The organism is Staphylococcus pseudintermedius, assembly GCF_001792775.2.
In the GTDB taxonomy this organism is placed as follows: Bacteria; Bacillota; Bacilli; order Staphylococcales; family Staphylococcaceae; genus Staphylococcus; species Staphylococcus pseudintermedius.
On sequence record NZ_MLGE02000006.1, the window covers coordinates 12,088 to 30,405 of the forward strand.

Sequence of the window (18,318 nt, forward strand, 5' to 3'; positions counted from 1 at the left end):
AAGTGACGTGATGTGAGATTAACGTGTTTGATTCATCACTATCAAAAGCATTCCGTTTATACAAAGGTATACAAAATGCTAAAGAACTTGTTATACTAAAAGATGTCTTGCATTTCGTTGATGCGTGTTAACTTAAAAATAAAAATAACGAAATTTTGCAATTGTTATACATATTTTATATTACATGAATGAAAGTAAATAATAAAGTGTTTCACAAAATATTGAGGTGAAAAAATGAAGAATGCCATCAAACTTTTTCTGACGGATATTAAAAAAATTGCTAAAACACCTGGAGCGATGGTGCTGATTTTAGGGTTAGCGATACTGCCTTCTTTTTATGCGTGGTTCAACCTCGAAGCAACTTGGGATCCGTACTCGAATACAGACGGCATTAAAATTGCAGTTGTCAACGAGGATAAAGGCGATACAGTGCGCAATAAAAAAATTAACGTTGGGAATCAAATAGAAGAGACTTTGCGTAAAGATGACCATTTTGATTGGCAAATGGTGAGTCGAGAAAAGGCGGATCGGGAATTAAAAATGGGAAAATATTATGCGGCGATTTATATTCCAGAAAAATTCACGCATCAAGTGACTGGAATTGTGCGTAAAGACCCTCAACAAGCTGAAGTCGAATATAAAGTGAATCAGAAGCTGAACGCGATTGCACCTAAAATGACGGATGCTGGCTCAAGTGAAATAGTGAGAAATGCGAACAAAAAATTTAACGAGACGGTGACGAAAGCTTTATTAGATGAAGCAAATCGTATTGGCATTAAACTAGAAGACCAATTGCCCAACTATCACAAAGTCAGAGATGGCATTTATGCGGCGAATAATGCATTGCCAAAAATCGAAAAGTTCCGTAAAACATTGATTTATTTAGATGAAAATCAAGACCAAATCGATCAATATGCGGACAAATTTAGAGCACTAGATCAATATAAAGATGATGCAGTGACAGCAACCGAGCGTTTAAATCAACTGAACGCGAGCATCCCAGCCATTAACGAGCGTGCCAAACTTATTGTGTCATTAAATCAAGCGATGCCAGACATTGAGCGTGTGCTCCAAGTGGCAAGTGGTGTGCCTAATCATTTCCCAGAGATTAACGATGGGGTGGACCGTGCCATTGCAGGTACAGATCAAGCACTTGTTAAACTGAACGAAATTCAACAGCTATTGCCTGCAGTAGAACAACGTGTGAATGTACTTCAAAATGGCGTGGACCGTGGAAGAGTAGTAAATCAAGCTGTAGGAGAAAATGCGCGAAATGCGACTACAACCACACCGCAAAGTGCACGAGGTACGGCATATCATACGGCAGCAATGAGTACGACGACACAAGGAGATAGTACCAACGTTCCAGCGGGTCACATCATTTCACCAGCAGATGCGCAAACGATGACGACGGCTTATGGGGATACATTGCAGCAAGTGAATCAAGCGGTAACACAACAACTTAAAGCGACGTCCGCTGATTTAGATACGGCAGAAAACTTAAGTTACGGTATTTTGAGCGCCAAAGATCCAAAACAATTTGAATCGCCGTTAAACCACCTCATTGCACGTATGAATAACGCGACGAAAACGATTCGTGATTATAGAGATTATTTAGCAAACATTGAAAAAAGTGAAGGTGTCGATTTTTCAGATGCCCAATCACGACTCAAAACAGTGCAAGAAGATATTGAACAACGAACAAAACGTTTGAATGCATTAAAGGATGCTATCTCAGCAGGCAACTCTGGTCAAGCAGAAGCTGCAGATGTATTGGATAGTCTATCTAAAGCAAAAGATCAGTTAAACGCTGTTGGAAAATACCTTAGAGGAGATTTTACACAAACACTACGGGATATTTCTGACAGATTGGGCGCAGCATTGAATCAAGGGGCAACGACTTTAGACAATGTACAACAGCGTCTGAATCAGTTAAACAGTGCGATACGACAAGGGCAGCAATTTTTAACTGAAGGGCAACAACGCTTACACCAATTAAGTGATACGTTACCTCGCGTGGAAGCAGCATATATTAATGCGATGAAAGCAGCCCAAGCTTACTTTCCACAATTTCGTCAAAAGGTCGCTGAAGCATCCAACTTTGTAGAAAATGACTTACCAAGAGTGGAAGGACGAGTTTCTGATGCGACTGCCACAGTGAATGAAAAATTACCAGAAGCATTCGCACAATATGACCGTTTGCGCAATATTTTAGATACAAATCAACCAAAAGCGAAAGAAACATTACATCGTTTGGCAGAATTTGCAAGAAATGATTTGCCGCAAGTTGAAGAAGATTTGCAAAAGGCAGACGGTATTTTTAAACAACTCGATAAAGAGAATACGATAGAAGATTTAATTGACTTATTGCGGAATGACCTGAAAAAACAAGCTGGTGTCATTGCCAGTCCAGTCGATCTACAAAAAGAGAATGTTTTCCCAGTTAAAGATTATGGTTCAGCGAGTACACCATTCTATACGGCATTGGCAATTTGGGTCGGCGCATTGTTACTTGTCAGCTTGTTGTCAGTGCACAATAAGCATCCAGAGTTAAAACCATATTTGACCATTCGCGAAACATATCTAGGTAAAATGGGACTTTTCTTATTAATGAATATCATACAAGCGACGATCGTCTCTATTGGGGATATTGTGATTTTGAAAGCATCGATTGAATCAGTGCCACTTTTTATTGCGATTAGTATGTATTCTGCACTGATATTTACAACGATTGTGTATACATTAGTATCAGTATTAGGAAATCCAGGTAAAGCACTGGCTATCGTCTTGCTTGTATTACAAATCGCTGGGGGTGGCGGAACATTCCCAATTGAAGTGACACCACAATTTTTCCAAAGTATTCACCCATTCTTGCCATTCTCATACAGTATTGATGCATTGAGAGAAGCAGTGGGTGGACCTGTGCCACAAATTTTAACGTATAAGTTGACGATGCTTACTGTATTTGGTGTTGGTTTCTTCTTAGTGGGCTTGATAGGGAAGCCGTATTTAGACCCATTAGCACAAGGATTAGCGGAAAAGGCCGAGAAGAGCGACGTATTGGAATAATGTTTTTGAAATCAGGCATATTGTTTTTGGTGGTAACTACAATTGCTGAACCGTGCTGCGCTTTCCGAGACGCCGATCTCTCAACGAACTAACGCTTAATTGAACTGTTATAAAAGAAGCGTTAGTGGATTTTGGGAACAGTACAGAAATCTCATGTGCAACAAAGATTTTGTATGACAGTGATCTTTCAAAACACGATTCTTTGTTGAGTCGTCAATGTTTCATTATAGCAAGTGCAGTGCAAAGGTCGTGAAGCCCTTTTGCACTGTGCTTTTTATTTTTAGAATTTGTAGTTAATTGTATTTTCTTCTTTTTGAGGTTGGCAATAGTTGTTGATTAGTATATAATACATATCGAAATACTAGGAATTGAAAAGGGGATAATCATGGAGTTTATGGACGTGTTTGAAAAATGGGCAGAGCGTTATGATGAAACGGTATTTAACACTGGTAATGACAATGAGTATGAAGATGTGTTTGACGGCTACACAGCAATGTTAGAGGGCGTGGTTGCATTATCATCGGGACGTGTACTTGAGATTGGTGCCGGCACAGGTAATTTAACACAGCGGCTTATCCATCAGGAGTTCGATGTCACAGCCATTGATCCTTCAGAAGACATGCGGACGATTGCGAATCAAAAAGAAGGCATACATGTGCTAGATGGCCACTTTTTGAATATTCCTGTTGACGCACACTTCGATACAATCGTGTCTACATTCGCCTTTCATCACTTAGATCATGTTAGTAAACGAGAGGCGCTGACTTATTTGAAGTCATTTTTAACAGACGGGGGTCAAGTGATTCTCGTTGATACATTGTTTGAGTCTGAGGCAGACAAAGCGCGCATGATTGAGACGTATCGTGATAAGGGCTATGTCAATTTAGTCGAGGATTTAGAGACGGAATACTATCCTTTTAAAGATGAGCTCACTTCAATTGTTGAAGCAGTGGGTGGCAAAGCTGAATTTGAACGATTGAATACATTTGCATGGCGTGTGCGTATCACGTTTTAGGATGTTGAGTAATATGAATATTTGAACTGGTTAGTGTGGCATATCTCGCATTATCAGTATAGCAGTGATCCGATGTCGTGTTGGATGACTGCTTTTTTGTTGATGAAAATGGCCATACATTGTAAGAAATTTTGTGATATATTTGTTTTATTGAAAAGAGATAAGAATTCGAAATGGGGGAGTCCTATGATTCAAGCGGAACACATTTTAGAAAAAATGAAAAATCAAAAGATCAATTACGACAAAGTTTTACGTAAGATGATTGTCAATTGGGAGCGTGAAAATGAGCGTCCTTCTATTTTGTTACATAGTTGTTGTGCACCATGTAGTACCTATACGTTAGAGTTTTTAACGGAATACGCGGATGTGTCCATTTATTTTGCGAATCCGAACATACATCCCAAAAATGAATACTTGCGACGTGCACGTGTCCAAGAGCAGTTTGTGCATGACTTTAATGAAAGAACAGGCAATAATGTCCGCTATATCGAAGCGCCATATGAGCCGCATGAATTTATGAAAATGGCGAAATCTCGTGGTTTGACAGAAGAACCTGAAGGCGGTGCGAGATGTTCGGCATGTTTTGGTATGCGTTTAGAAATGGTGGCAGAAGCGGCGGTAGAACTTGGCTATGATTATTTTGGTAGTGCGATTACATTATCACCGAAGAAAAATGCACAGTTGATTAATGAAATTGGTTTAGACGTGCAACAATTGTATGATGTGAAATATTTACCGAGTGACTTTAAGAAAAATAAAGGCTATGAACGTTCAATTACGATGTGTCAAGATTATGACATTTTCCGTCAATGTTACTGTGGCTGTGTGTTTGCTGCTCAACAACAAGGTATTGATTTCAAAACCATTAACCAACAAGCAAAGCTATTTTTAGAACATTTAGAAAATAAAAATTAAGGATAACCAAAATAAATAGTTTTATATGACGAAAATTTTTCTGATATAATATTAGCGGTGATAGTGAGTTAGGCTAATTATAGAGAAAGAAGGCGCTTATCGTATGAAATTGAAATATTCACTCGCTGTTTTAACAACAACATCATTATTGTTGGCAAGTTGTGGTACAGAATCGGGGGACCGCAATGCTGACGAAAAGGTGTTAGATATTGAGATGCCTTTGAAAACGACATCGATTGCTCCATATGAAACAGATGTCCCTGTTAGAGCGGGCGCACTAGAGTCTTTATTCAAAGTATCCAAAGAGGGAGAAGTACAGCCTTGGTTGGCTAAAGACTTTAAACAGGTCTCTTCTGAAAAATTGGAACTAACGGTTAAAGATGATGTAAAGTTCCAAAATGGTGAAAAATTAACAGGACAAAAAGTGAAAGAAAGTTTAGAACAAGCATTGAAAGAGAGCGATTTTGTAAAATCAACGTTACCGATTAAATCTATTGAAGCGGTTGGTCAAAAAGTAACGATTACTACGAAAGAGGCTTACCCAGAGCTCGCTTCTGAACTCGCCAATCCGTACGTCGCTATTTTCGATGCGGATGCAAAAACAGACATTGATGCGAAGCCAGTCGGTACAGGCCCTTATCAAATTAAAGATTATCAACGCGCTCAAAAGATTACGCTTGATCGTAATGATAATTACTGGCATGGAAAACCTAAACTTGATGGTGTGACTGTGACATATCAAGAAGATGGTAATGCACGTGTCAGTCATTTACAATCAGGTGAAGCGGATTTAATTACGGACGTCCCTGTAAATCGAGTGAAACAACTTGAGGAGAAAGGTGATACAAAAGTGTCGCACGTTTCTGGCTACCGTACACAAATGGTGATTTACAACTTACATAGTGACAAAATGACGCATGATGTTCGAGAAGCCATGGATAAAATTATTGATCGTAAAGGGTTGGCGAAAGATGTGTCAAATGGTTATGCGAAACCTGCAACGGGCCCATTTAATGATAATTTAGACTTTATTGACAACCATAAAGTGAAAAAACAAGATATTGAAGGTGCAAAAAAGTTAATGGAAGATGCCGGTTATAGTGATGCACATCCACTCAAAATTCAACTTGCAACATATGAAGGTCGCCCAGAACTTCCTAAAATGGCACAAGTCATTCAATCTGATGCCAAAAAAGCACATATTGATATTGAAATTCGCAACGTCGATGATATTGAAGGCTACTTAGAAGATCGCTCACAATGGGATGCGACGATGTATAGTTTTGGTACGATTCCACGTGGGGATACAGGTTACTTCTTCAATCAAGCGTTCCATGAAGATGGTTCAAGCAATAAAGGGGCATACAAAAATAAAGAAGTGACAGAAATGATCGACACATTGAATCATACTGTAGATAAAGCGCAACGTGAGTCACTCTCAAATGACATTATTGATAAAGCAGCACAAGACATTCCAGCAAGCTACATTACGTATAACGATACAGTAGATGGCATGAATAAAGATGTGACGCACTTTAAGGCAACACCAGAAGGCATTTATTTAGTCGATGATAAGGTTGATATTCAAGATGCAAATTAAGCGTTTCGTGCGCGCTTTCGTAAAAATGATCATCATCCTATGGGTGCTGTCGACCATTACGTTTATTTTGATGAAAAGTACGCCAGGCGACCCAGTCAATCAAATTTTGCATGTTGGGGAATCCAATATTTCACAATCGACTATAGAGGCAACACGTGCACAATATGGTTTGAATGATGCGTGGTTTGTTCAATATTTTCGTTGGATAGGACAAATTGTACAGTTCGATTTTGGGACAAGTTATCAAACAGGTCGTCCAGTCCTTCAAGAAATTTTCTTTTATGCACCGCCAACGATTACGATTGCGTTCTTCACAATTATCGTGGTGATGGTGACTGCGCTTCCTCTAGGGGTTGTCGCAGCACGTCATCCGAATGGTAAACTTGATCGGATAATACGCGCCGTAACATCGGTGACAGTGAGTATTCCGTCGTTCTTTTTAGGAATAATTTTACTACACATTTTTGCGTTGCATTTTAAAATTTTACCCGTGTCAGGTTTCGGCTCACCTACACAATTGGTGTTACCGGTCATTGCGATGAGCATCGGAATGAGTGCGTATTACGTGCGTTTAATGCGTGCCAATGTCATGGATTTATATCGTAGTCGTGAAGTGACCGCCTCACGATTAAGAGGTTTATCGGAGCGTTATATTTTTATGACTGACATTTTAAAGCCGGCACTCGTCCCTGTTGTAACCATTTTAGGACTTTCTATTGGGAGCTTAATCGGTGGTACAGTCGTCATTGAAAATGTGTTCGGTATTCCAGGGATTGGGCGCTTTTTAGTCGATAGTATTCGGGCAAGAGATTATCCGGTCATTCAAGGGATTGTACTCATGTTAGGTATAATCGTAGTGCTGTCTAATTTGATGAGTGACACGATTGTCCTCTTTTTAGATCCGAAACAGCGCTATCTGAAAACTGACAAAGGTGATGCACACATGTCAACGTCAACATACGAGGTGTCGCAATGATGAAACAGTTACGACAATTACCGAAAATGGTATGGGTATGTGCGCTGTACGTCGTGGTACTCATCATTGTACAATTTTCTGTTTCCACACAAGCCGCGTTAGAAGTGAAGTTGAGCGACCAGTTTTTACCGATCAGTTCGATGCATTGGCTAGGGACAGATGACTATGGACGTGACTTGTTCGCACGCCTTATTATCGGTGCACGCTATACGCTACTCGTGAGTTTGGTGACAATCGTCATGACAGTTGTTATCGGTGTGCCTATCGGTATGATTGCGGGCTTTTTAAAAGGGAAAGTCGAAAAAACAATCATGCGCATTGTTGATATCGGTCTCAGTATCCCAGAATTTGTGCTCATTATTGCAATGGCAAGTTTGTTGAAACCGAGTATTTGGAATATCGTCTGGGCGATGGTGTTGTTACGTTGGATGACGTATACAAGATTGACCCGTACGATTGTGGCGAGTATTCGTCATATGGATTATATTCGTATGGCGAAATTGTATCGTGTTCCAACGTATCGCATGATGTTACATCATTTTGTTCCACATGTTTTGCCGTCTATTTTAGTGGTAGCGACGGTGGATTTCGGGAAAAACATTCTCTATATTTCATCGCTATCATTTTTAGGATTAGGGGCACAACCGCCATCACCTGAATGGGGCGCGATGTTAAATGCAGGTCGTGATTTTATGACTTCCAATCCGATACTGCTGTTTGCGCCTGCCGTGATGATAGCCGTGACAATTTTAATTTTCCAATTGACTGGCGATGCGTTACGCGATCATTTTACACAAGAGGAGCATCGTGGACATGAATAAGTTATTAAACCTAAACAACTTAACAGTACGCCAAGGTGAACGTCATGTCATAGAAAGTCTCGATATGACCCTTTATGCTTCAAAAGTGAACGTCTTGATTGGTGAAAGTGGTGCGGGGAAAAGTATATTGATTAAGGCGCTACTCGGTGCTTTACCGGAACATTTTGAAATGACGTACGATGAATGGCATTATCAAGGACAAAGGGTCACGTCATTGAAGCCGTATTTAGGTAAACAAGTCGGGTATATTTCACAAGATTATACACATAGTTTTAATGACCATACGCCGATTGGGAAGCAGCTCATTGGGATTTATCGTCAGCATTACAAGGTGTCGCGTCAAGAAGCGGCGCACCAAGTTCAAAAAGCGTTGCAATGGGTGGGATTAGACCATCTCGATTTGCGCAAACGGTATCGATTCATGCTGTCAGGAGGGCAACTGGAACGCGTCCTGATTGCGAGCGTCATGATGTTAGAACCGACACTCATTATCGCAGACGAACCTACTGCCGCATTAGATGCTGTGACAGGGCAGCAAATCATGACGTTACTGCATCATCTTGCTGAAGCACACGACGTGACGTTATGGGTCGTGACACATAACTTAACCCATGTGAAACGATTCAGTGATTATCTGTATGTGTTGCAACATGGGCGTATTGTGGACCATGGTGACGATATCTATTTCAAATCAGCAAACATCCATCCGTACAGTGCGTTGTTATTTGAACATCGAAGTCAGTTAAAACAAGGTGAATCATATGATTAAATTAGAACATATCACCGTGCAATATAAAGAGGTGACCGCTTTAGATGATGTGTTATTAGCAGTCGGCCCGCATGAAATCGTGGGTATCGTCGGTGAAAGTGGGTCTGGAAAATCTACATTAGCGCACGTGATGTTAGGTGAATTGCGCGCCCAACGAGGTCAGGTCACATCGACATTTCAACGTGTCCTGCCGATTTTACAACATGCCAGTTACGCATTTAATCCTAAGATGACCATAGCGCGTGCATTAAATGAGGCGTTAGCTTATGAGGCATCACAGCGTCAAGCACATCAACATTATCGTGATGAATTGATGGCGTCGATGGGATTGTCTCATGAATTGATGAAGCGGTATCCGAATGCATTGAGTGGAGGACAATTGCAACGTTTCAATGTCATTCGCACATTAATGTTGCAACCAGACTTGTTAATTTGTGATGAGATTACTGCAAATTTAGATGTCATTGCAGAACATCGCATGGCTCAGCAATTAAAACGACATGTCGAACGGACACACTGTGCCATGGTTGTCATTTCCCATGACTTGGCCTTTTTACAAAAATGGGTCTCACGAATTGTAGTGATGTATCAAGGGCGTGTCGTCGATGCTTTTCCAATAGAAGCGCTGTTTGATGAGGCACGCGATGATTATACGAAAGCGTTGTTGTCGATTTATGAGTAGATGCCGATGCGTCAGGTAAAGCGTTACGTATGATCAACTCATTCACCGTGGTTGGATGTCGTTAAAATGAATTAAGAGGAAAACTGAAATACATGAAAGAAGCTGAGATCACAATGACGTCATCTCAGCTTTTTGTATTTTATAAGTGGAAGTTAGAATATGAGAACATGAGTTTAACTTAGATTAACAAAAGATAAAAAAATTGATTATCTTCAAATTAAAAGTCTGCCCGCATTGTCTATCATACTTAAGTGTCAAATTGCTAAAAGGGGCGAGACTCTTGAGGGATTATGTAAAAAGCAAAATAACGTCATTTAACTTTAACAGTGGTTATTGTATATCGCAGTATCTGTCTGACTTCTCAAGGCGCATGCTTTTGAGAAGTCTAGTCAGCCTTGCGGGGGGCAATACGACGAAATCTTTGTTGCACATGAGATTTCTGTACTGCTCCCAAAATCCACCAACGCCTCCTTCAATGTAACAGTTCAATCACGCGTTAGTTAGTTGAAGGGCAGCCCCTAGGAACGCGAGCCCAAAATAGCAATTGTTTATTATTATCAATGTGGGAACTTTATTAATCTGAACTTTTCTGAATCTCATTGTATATCATGTCACCAATATATTGAGCCGCACGCCCATTTTCCATCGAACAAAAACGTTGGTGAAAGGCTTCAATCTGGTCTTGATATGTTTCGCGAATCAGTTCAATATTTTTCAATCCTTCAATTAATGCATCTGGATCTGTATAAATAGGGCCTGGCAGGTCATTATGATAGTCGATATAAAAGCCACGTAATTCCGTCGCATATTTTTCAATATCATAAGGAAAGAACAGTTGCGGACGCTTCAAAATGCCATAATCAAACATGACTGAAGAGTAATCCGTAATCAAACAGTCGCTAATTAAATAAAGTCTTGAAATATCATTATAATTCGATACATCAATCGCAAAATCTTCGTAGTCTTTAAGTGACAATTGATTCGAAATAAAGTAATGCATTCTTAATAAAATAACGTGTGTATCTCGAAATTGTTCATAAAATTGTTGTAGGTTAAAAGGCAAATCGAACGTGTAGTGACCTGCTTCTTTATATTCATCGTCACGCCAAGTTGGTGCGTACAATAACACTTTTTTATCTTTAGGAATGTTAAGCTCTTCCTTGATACTTTGTTGAAGTATAGTATCATTCGCATGATTCACTAAAATATCGTTACGTGGATACCCTGTCTCTAAAATTTTATTCGGTGCCATCCAGAATGCAGATTGAAAGATTTCAGTAGAATATGGATTGGGTGAAATCAAATAATCCCAACGACGAGTCGCAGCATAAAAATTCCTCTTATATAGTTCTGTTGTAGTTTCAGGTAGACGCACTTGTTTCATATCATTGGCAAGTCGTTTCAGAGGAGTGCCATGCCACGTTTGAATATATGTTTGATTTGGCTTTTTTTCTAGATATAGTGGAAGTCTAGAGTTAGAAACCCATACACGCGCTTTTTTGAAAATTTTATAATAATCTGAGCTTCCTTTTTGAATTTTTTGTATATCATTTGGAAGTTCGGGATTACTAATATCGTTGAAAATCCAATAGTATTTTAAATTAGGGTATGCATTTTTCATGTATTCGTATATGTACTTAGGGCTATCACTATAATTTTTACCGCCGAATGATTCGAACAGTATTGTATCATTTTTGACTAATCGCATTGGGTTATAAATCTTGTATTTTGAATATGCTTTATTAGGTTTAAATAGTACTATATTTTTAATTAATCTGATATATTTTCTGAAGCTATGAATAACCTTTGATGCTTTATAATATTTCCTCTTAAGTAAATCTAGTTCTATGCGAAATAATAACTTTTTTTCTCTTTTAATCGCTGGTTTTATCGCTAATAATACTTCGCTTAATTGTTTATAAAATTGTTTATATCTTTGAGGAGTTCGTACAGACGACGGATCAAATGCATAGCGAATCCGGTCAAGCATTTGTTTCTGTAATAAATACCGAACTTTATCATTATTTACAGACTTTAAAGATGCGTAGAAACTAAGAATATAATCTTTAAAGATAACATCGAAGGGTTGTGCAGTAAGTTTTTCTGTATTGAATGGATCATAAACTTCTCCAGTATAATAAAAGATATCGCCTTCTATTGAGGTATAGCTCTCGATTGATTGCATATATGAAATTAAGAATGGCATATCAGCATAAATATTAAGATGATTGTTAAAACGAATGTTGTGTTCGCGAACAACTTGTGTGCTAAAAATAATATTACAAACTGACATCCTATTTAAAAAAACGTCTTCATTGCCTTCTATAACCTCATTTTTGATATTTAAATTTAAAGTATCGATTTGCTTTAACGATGATGTGGTAAAAGCGTTAATTGGAGCAATTAAAGTTTTGGTATTTCTCAACGCTTCCAAATAAATTTCAATAGAATAAGGTGCAAGAATGTCATCTCCATCAAGAAACATGAAAAAAGGTGTCTCAACTTTCTCTATACCTAGGTTTCTAGCATAACCATGCCCATAGTTCGAATCTAATTTATAATAAGTGACATTTTTAGAATACAGATTGAGCATTGAAAAGAGCTCTGCTTCACTATTATCGTTAGAAGCGTCATTGATAATTACAACGTTAAAAGATTGGTTCGTTTGGTCTATAAGAGATTTAATAGAATTTTTAATGTGTTTTTCTTTATTGTATACAGTCAAGATAACAGTTAACATGTTTTTCATAATGATCGTCCCTTATTTGAATTACTATTTCTAATTATATATTTTGAGTATATTATTAAAAGAATGATGCTTCAATAATTGAGTGACAACGTTTTGAAATAAATATTTACAATAACTACTAATAAGAAACATAATGAAAATAAAAATGAACCTCCTTGAAGCGCAATGTTAACTATGTACTTCAAGGAGGTGTTTGATAAATGTCAGTATTAAATTATTAATTAATTACTATTTTACGTTAAAAAAGCGGTTAATAATTGTTTGTGCGGATGTTCCATTTTCAAATGTACAGAATTCGTTGTAAAAAGCACTGTATTTATTGGCGTAAGTTCTGTTAATATTATCGATGTTTTTAATAGCATTTATCAGTTCATTGTCGTTGTAAAGAAGTGGACCAGGTGACATTTCTTTGAAGTCAAAGTAAAATCCACGTAAGTGTTCTTTATAATGTTCGTAATCATAAGTAAAAAATAGAAGCGGTTTTCTAGTATTTGCGAAGTCAAACATGATAGATGAATAATCAGTAATACAAATATCAGTAATCAAGTACAAATCGCTAATCTCGTTGTAATCTGCCACATTAACAACAAAGTCCTTAAGATGTTCTTCGATGTATATAGCATTGCTGATAATGATGTGTGGTCGCAGAAGCAAAATATATTCTTGACCTAATTGATCTTTCATTTTATTTAAGTCCATTTTTAAATTGATGATATGTTTTTTTGATTTACTCACTTCATCATCTCTAAAAGTAGGAGCGTATAAAATGATTTTTTTATCACTAGCTATTCCTAATTTTTGTTTTATTTTTTTTGTTTTTTGAGCAATAAAATTTTCATCTTGATTATAAAAGAGGTCATTTCTAGGATATCCAATTTCTAGTATGTCCTTTTTAAAGTTGAAAGCTGATTTAAAATGTTTGGTTGCGTAAGGACTTGGTGATATCAAATAGTCCCAACTTTGGATGGACGTATTAACACGATCTTTGTATCCTTCATCTCTCCCCTCAAAGATGGGAACATCATTCAACATTTTCTTTAAAGGTGTACCATGCCAAGTTTGTATATATGTCGTTTGATTAGGTTTAGTTAAATAATAAGGGAAGTTTTGATTGTTTATCCAAAATTTTGCACGTGATAAATAATAAAAATATGCTGGTGACAGTCGCTTTACTGATTTTACATTTGGATCATTGAATGGAAATGACTTGTTATTGACCCAAACGATTTGATAATCATGTGATTTTTCTTTTAAACAATCATAAATAACTTTAGGGCTATCACTGACTGATTTTCCTATATTGCTCTCAAAAACAACCATTTTTTTGTCAACTGGCATTACTTTGGCTATTAATGAATTAAATTTACTCATAATATTAAAGTAGTACTTATTTTTTCTGAACCGTTTAGTTAAATGTTGTGTTAACGGATCAAAAATGATTTTGCTTTTAATGGTTCCAGTTTGTCTAGCATTTAGAATCAAATTATAAACTCTTTTAGAATTATTTTGGTCATTAAAAGAATAAAATGTTTTCGCACGGGCTTTGATTTCTTTGTTTACTATAAAATTGTTGTCAACAGTATTTTGTATTTCATTCTCTAAATGATTAATGTTATTAACGATTACCCCTGGTAATTCTGATTCAATATCAATATGGGATGGCTGATTCCCTAGAAACTGATTAGTATCATATTGGTAGTAAATCACAGGTTTATTTAAGAAACTGAAATCAAATGCAACACTAGAATAATCTGTAATCATTAGTTGGCTTTCTTGAATGAGTCGTTGAACATCGACATCTCCCTGCTTAATACTTGTAATATATTTAGGAACATCGAACAATTTTAGGAATGGTTGCATGTTTGGATGTAAGCAGAAAATAATACTAAATCCTTTACTGTGAAGTGTTTTTAATTTAGGTGAGTGTAATAATTGTTCCATCCGGATACGATACTCAGAATTTTCGACACTTTCTAAATTGGTTAGCCAATCTCTCCATGTTGGAATGATGAGAATTTGCTTTTTAACTGTAACGTTCGGATTGAATAGCTCATCAAAGCGCGGTAAACCACTAACTAATACTTGACTATCATTAAAATTTAGATCTCTAACTACAATTTCTTTTTCACGTTCCGAACTTGTAACGAAAAGATCAACATCAAAATCAATTAAGTGGTTTCCATTTATTTCAGTGAGGTTTTTAGTACCAAGTACCCCGTGTTGGAGAAAAATTTTGGTTGCACTTATTTTTTTTGTGTATATTTTACTGTTCGTCGGATATAACAAATGTGGGTGATGTGTAGAACAAATATAGTCAGCTTCTAACATAATCTTGAAGTGCTCAGGAGAACGATAATAAATAACGTTACCAAGTGGTAAAACATTTCTAACTTCTTGAGATTCACGTTCAATAATATAATATGCTGGGATTTCAGGATGATGTTTTCTTAAATATTTAAAGAAATGATAACCATTATCTTGGGCCTTGTAAGATTTTTCACCGATTACCCACACTTTTTGTTCACTTTTAGATTTAAATGATTTTATGCTCTTAAGATAGGAAAGATAACTTTCAATAGAATATCTGTTAACTCTGAAAGATAAATTTCTCCCCTTCATAGTGAAATAAGGAGTAGCGGAAATTATTTCATTTTCAAAGTGAGAGATAATTTCACCTTTAAGAAATCTTTCGACCATGATTCTTGGATTTCCAAGTTTTACTTTTATTGATTCTTTAAGTTCTTGAATATGGATGTCGATGTATATATCGATAATATCCTCAAGATCAAATGGATATTGCATGAATTCGATAAACTCATTGTATATATCTACAGAAAATTCATGAACTTCAGTCTTTGTATTGCCACTAATTCTATCAGTTTTAAAAGGAATTCTTTTCTCATGATTCGATAATCGAGTTGTAATAACAATATTTGCAGTTTCCATTGTTGAGTTAATAAGTGAAAACTTACCAGAGATTGATAATGAACTGTTATTAATCATTAAGTCATCGATATGACGTCTGAGTAGATAAGTTTTTGTTGGAATATTGTCAGTAAATGATAGGTGTAAAAATCCGTTTTTTGAAATGTATGGATAAATTGAATTTACGCCATCACTATAGCGATGTAGTTTATGTACGTTTGAAAAGTTATTAAACACTTTTAAATTTTTTTGTGTCGTTAAAATTTCTTGATTTTCTTCAACAACAACAAAAGCTTTATCTCTATCGTATTGTTTGAAAACTTGAATAACTTCATCTAAATCTATTTCAAATTCCAAATCATCACCATTTTTGGGATATGTAATGGAATGAAATTCATTCTTTACGTACAATTTACTGATTGATGTAGTATTACTTGTTTGTTGAAAAGAAATAGTAAGCTTTGAACCATTTTGAGTTACATTAACACTTTGCACTTTCATAACCTCCATGTTAAGCTAGTTCTTGGTTAAAATCCATAAGCAGCATTTACAACTTTTCATTATACATTAGGGGGGATATAAATGAAAAATAAAAAGCCGATTTTTTCTATTGTTATTACGACTTATAATTCTGAAGCCAGTGTATTAAAAACAGTATATTCAGCGTTAAATCAAAGTATTGAAGCTAGTGATTATGAAATCATTGTAGTGGATGATTGCTCGACAGACGAAACGTTTACTTTATTAAAGGGGCTACAAGGAGATAATTTAAAAATATTTCAGTTAGATGAAAACTCTGGAGGGCCTTCTAAACCAAGAAACATTGGGATTGAAAAGGCGAGAGGAGAGTATATTTTCTTTTTAGATGGCGATGATTGGCTAGACGAGAATATTTTAGAGAAAGTTAAAGGGTTAGATACATGTAGTAAAAGTGATCTAATTATTACAAGAGTGATTAAAGATAGAGATGGCAAACAGAGTGAGCATGCACGGTTCATGACTATTGAAGAAGTGAAGCATAAGAATCATGAGGAGCTACCATATTTTTATTACTATTTAGGACCTATTGGGAAATTTGTTAAAAGAAAAATACTCATCAATCACAATATCAGATTTAGAGACGATTTGGTGTTTGGGGAAGACAAAATATTCTTCATGAATTGCTATAATAAAATCAATAAAGTTTCGGTTACTAAAAATATTTCAGCTTATATTAATCGATCTCAAGATAATCAATCAATAGTTAAAAAAACAAATTTCATTGATAAACGAAAGAGTGATGAGGAATTTTTTAAAGAAGCATTACAATTAAGTAGTAGAAAAATGAAAAATAAATTTCTTGTTAGAATTTTAGAATACGATTTGTTAAAGAATGTACAAAGTATGGTCTACTTAAAAATGTCATTAGACGAAAGAAAAGAGACCTTTGTAATAATTAGAAATATATACACTCACCCTTCTTTAAAAAAGCATTTAATTAAGAGAATAGATGATAAATATAAATCGGCACTAGATGCGATTTTTGAAGATGATTTTGAAAAGTTTGATACATTTTTCCACTGGTTGCAAAGAGGTGTTAAGGTTACTGAATATGACAAAAAGGGACGACAGGTTTTAAAAAGTACAGATGATTATGAATTTAAAATAAAAGTTCCAAATGCACATACTGTGAATATTCAGCAAACGAAAGAGAGTCTCTTGATTCAATGTCGAGTAGATCATATTGATGCTAAAAATTTGAAAGATATTCTATTAGAGAATAGAGAAGATTATAGAAATAATAAATGTATAGAAATTATAAAATTTGATAATTCCATTCTAACTTTTCAGATTAATATGAAGTTAACAGAAGGCTTGCATAAAGGGATTTATAATATTTTAGTTCGATATAATAATTATATGCTATGTAATATTAAATATGGATTTACCAAAGAAATAGACAATGCTAAAGTTTATCCGACAATTAACGGCAATTTATCTTTGAAGGTAAATTGAATTCAGAAGATTTAATTTAAAAAAGTAAAATATAACATTGAAAAAAGAGCGTAGATTAATTTGCATCCCTTTTTTATTAGTTTGCAATCGCCTAGGACAACAATGTGATATTGAACGTCCCTTAGACCTTAGTATCAGTGATTGTTATGACAGTTAAGGATGTGCATTTTTAAGTGGAATCCGGCGACTAGAATTGTCACCGATGAATAGAAAAGGGTTGCTTTATACTAAAATATGCGAGAATGCACGTTTGGAAGAGGATTTATAAAGTCCTCCTCAATATCATTAAATCATGATTAAACCGAAAAAATGAAGATTCAGACCGCCCATATTTAAACGGTGGAAAAGAAAACCTAAGGTGTTATGACGGTTTCTCTTGACAATAATAGTACAATAAAACAGTGAATACGAGTGTAAAAAAATTCTAGTGGTAATCGATACGTATCATGTTTATACTCCACTTACAACATATCAACATTACAATAAGGGGTTAACGACTTTAGCGCAGCTTGAAGAGTTAATTTATGTGAGATTTTGAAGTTTAGATTCTGGAGGAGTGTCATCGGTTGGGTGAGATAATGAATAGTCAGCTAAAAAAATATTTCCCTACTAAATAGATACGCACTATTAATTTGAAGCTGTTTTTTTCTTCAACAGTTTCATGATGAATGGATAGAATAATGCTAATACAGTCATCATGGTTAAAACAGTCGCAATCGGTGAACCGGAGAAAATGTCATCGATGTATGTGACAATTAGTTATATTTTATCATAATATTCAGAATTATAGAGGTTGGATTCA

11 protein-coding genes are annotated in these 18,318 nt (G+C 35.9%); 9 read left to right on the top strand and 2 right to left on the bottom strand.

Translation table 11 applies throughout. The features are described 5' to 3' along the window. Nucleotides 1–234: 234 nt before the first annotated feature. The 8 genes from BJK46_RS06070 (at nucleotide 235) to BJK46_RS06105 (ending at nucleotide 9,847) form a co-directional block, all read left to right on the top strand. On the top strand, nucleotides 235–3,069 hold the full coding sequence (locus BJK46_RS06070; RefSeq protein ID WP_103263649.1) for a YhgE/Pip domain-containing protein: 2,835 nt from the start codon (nucleotides 235–237) through the stop codon (nucleotides 3,067–3,069). Nucleotides 3,070–3,454: 385 nt separating this feature from the next. Then, on the top strand, nucleotides 3,455–4,084 hold the full coding sequence (locus tag BJK46_RS06075; RefSeq protein ID WP_065353999.1) for a class I SAM-dependent methyltransferase: 630 nt from the start codon (nucleotides 3,455–3,457) through the stop codon (nucleotides 4,082–4,084). Between the two features lie 186 nt (nucleotides 4,085–4,270). Beyond that, nucleotides 4,271–4,999: an epoxyqueuosine reductase QueH gene (locus BJK46_RS06080; protein ID WP_014612925.1), complete on the top strand. Its 729-nt coding sequence runs from the start codon at nucleotides 4,271–4,273 to the stop codon at nucleotides 4,997–4,999. A 103-nt stretch (nucleotides 5,000–5,102) separates the two neighbouring features. Next, the gene (gene nikA / locus BJK46_RS06085; protein WP_015729662.1) at nucleotides 5,103–6,599 is read left to right on the top strand and encodes a nickel ABC transporter substrate-binding protein; all 1,497 of its coding nucleotides are present in this window, start codon (nucleotides 5,103–5,105) and stop codon (nucleotides 6,597–6,599) included. Continuing rightward, entirely contained in the window at nucleotides 6,589–7,575 is a 987-nt protein-coding gene (gene nikB / locus BJK46_RS06090; protein WP_063278902.1) for a nickel ABC transporter permease, read from the top strand. The genes nikA and nikB overlap by 11 nt, the downstream gene beginning before the upstream one ends. Continuing rightward, entirely contained in the window at nucleotides 7,572–8,396 is an 825-nt protein-coding gene (gene nikC, locus BJK46_RS06095) for a nickel transporter permease (RefSeq protein ID WP_081247717.1), read from the top strand. The genes nikB and nikC overlap by 4 nt, the downstream gene beginning before the upstream one ends. Beyond that, nucleotides 8,389–9,165: an ATP-binding cassette domain-containing protein gene (locus BJK46_RS06100; protein WP_014612929.1), complete on the top strand. Its 777-nt coding sequence runs from the start codon at nucleotides 8,389–8,391 to the stop codon at nucleotides 9,163–9,165. Before nikC ends, BJK46_RS06100 begins: the two co-directional genes overlap by 8 nt. Further along, nucleotides 9,158–9,847, top strand: coding sequence for an ABC transporter ATP-binding protein (locus BJK46_RS06105; RefSeq protein WP_063278904.1), 690 nt, complete (start codon nucleotides 9,158–9,160; stop codon nucleotides 9,845–9,847). Before BJK46_RS06100 ends, BJK46_RS06105 begins: the two co-directional genes overlap by 8 nt. A 574-nt stretch (nucleotides 9,848–10,421) precedes the next feature. Here BJK46_RS06105 and BJK46_RS06110 read toward each other — a convergent pair. Next, the gene (locus BJK46_RS06110) at nucleotides 10,422–12,596 is read right to left on the bottom strand and encodes a bifunctional glycosyltransferase/CDP-glycerol:glycerophosphate glycerophosphotransferase (protein ID WP_099986887.1); all 2,175 of its coding nucleotides are present in this window, start codon (nucleotides 12,594–12,596) and stop codon (nucleotides 10,422–10,424) included. Nucleotides 12,597–12,824: 228 nt separating this feature from the next. Continuing rightward, a complete protein-coding gene (locus tag BJK46_RS06115) occupies nucleotides 12,825–16,016 on the bottom strand; it encodes a CDP-glycerol glycerophosphotransferase family protein (protein ID WP_370863429.1) in 3,192 nt (1,063 codons plus the stop codon). Nucleotides 16,017–16,103: 87 nt separating this feature from the next. On the opposite strand from BJK46_RS06115, the gene BJK46_RS06120 reads away from it, so the two are divergent. Then, nucleotides 16,104–17,516: a glycosyltransferase family 2 protein gene (locus BJK46_RS06120; RefSeq protein ID WP_099986891.1), complete on the top strand. Its 1,413-nt coding sequence runs from the start codon at nucleotides 16,104–16,106 to the stop codon at nucleotides 17,514–17,516. Nucleotides 17,517–18,318 lie beyond the last annotated feature (802 nt).

Coding starts and splice junctions, on each gene's coding strand:
- nikA (WP_015729662.1), top strand. CDS start 5,103: ATGAAATTGAAATATTCACTCGCTGTTTTAACAACAACATCATTATTG.
- BJK46_RS06080 (WP_014612925.1), top strand. CDS start 4,271: ATGATTCAAGCGGAACACATTTTAGAAAAAATGAAAAATCAAAAGATC.
- nikB (WP_063278902.1), top strand. CDS start 6,589: ATGCAAATTAAGCGTTTCGTGCGCGCTTTCGTAAAAATGATCATCATC.
- BJK46_RS06100 (WP_014612929.1), top strand. CDS start 8,389: ATGAATAAGTTATTAAACCTAAACAACTTAACAGTACGCCAAGGTGAA.
- BJK46_RS06075 (WP_065353999.1), top strand. CDS start 3,455: ATGGAGTTTATGGACGTGTTTGAAAAATGGGCAGAGCGTTATGATGAA.
- BJK46_RS06070 (WP_103263649.1), top strand. CDS start 235: ATGAAGAATGCCATCAAACTTTTTCTGACGGATATTAAAAAAATTGCT.
- nikC (WP_081247717.1), top strand. CDS start 7,572: ATGATGAAACAGTTACGACAATTACCGAAAATGGTATGGGTATGTGCG.
- BJK46_RS06105 (WP_063278904.1), top strand. CDS start 9,158: ATGATTAAATTAGAACATATCACCGTGCAATATAAAGAGGTGACCGCT.
- BJK46_RS06110 (WP_099986887.1), bottom strand. CDS start 12,596: ATGAAAAACATGTTAACTGTTATCTTGACTGTATACAATAAAGAAAAA.
- BJK46_RS06120 (WP_099986891.1), top strand. CDS start 16,104: ATGAAAAATAAAAAGCCGATTTTTTCTATTGTTATTACGACTTATAAT.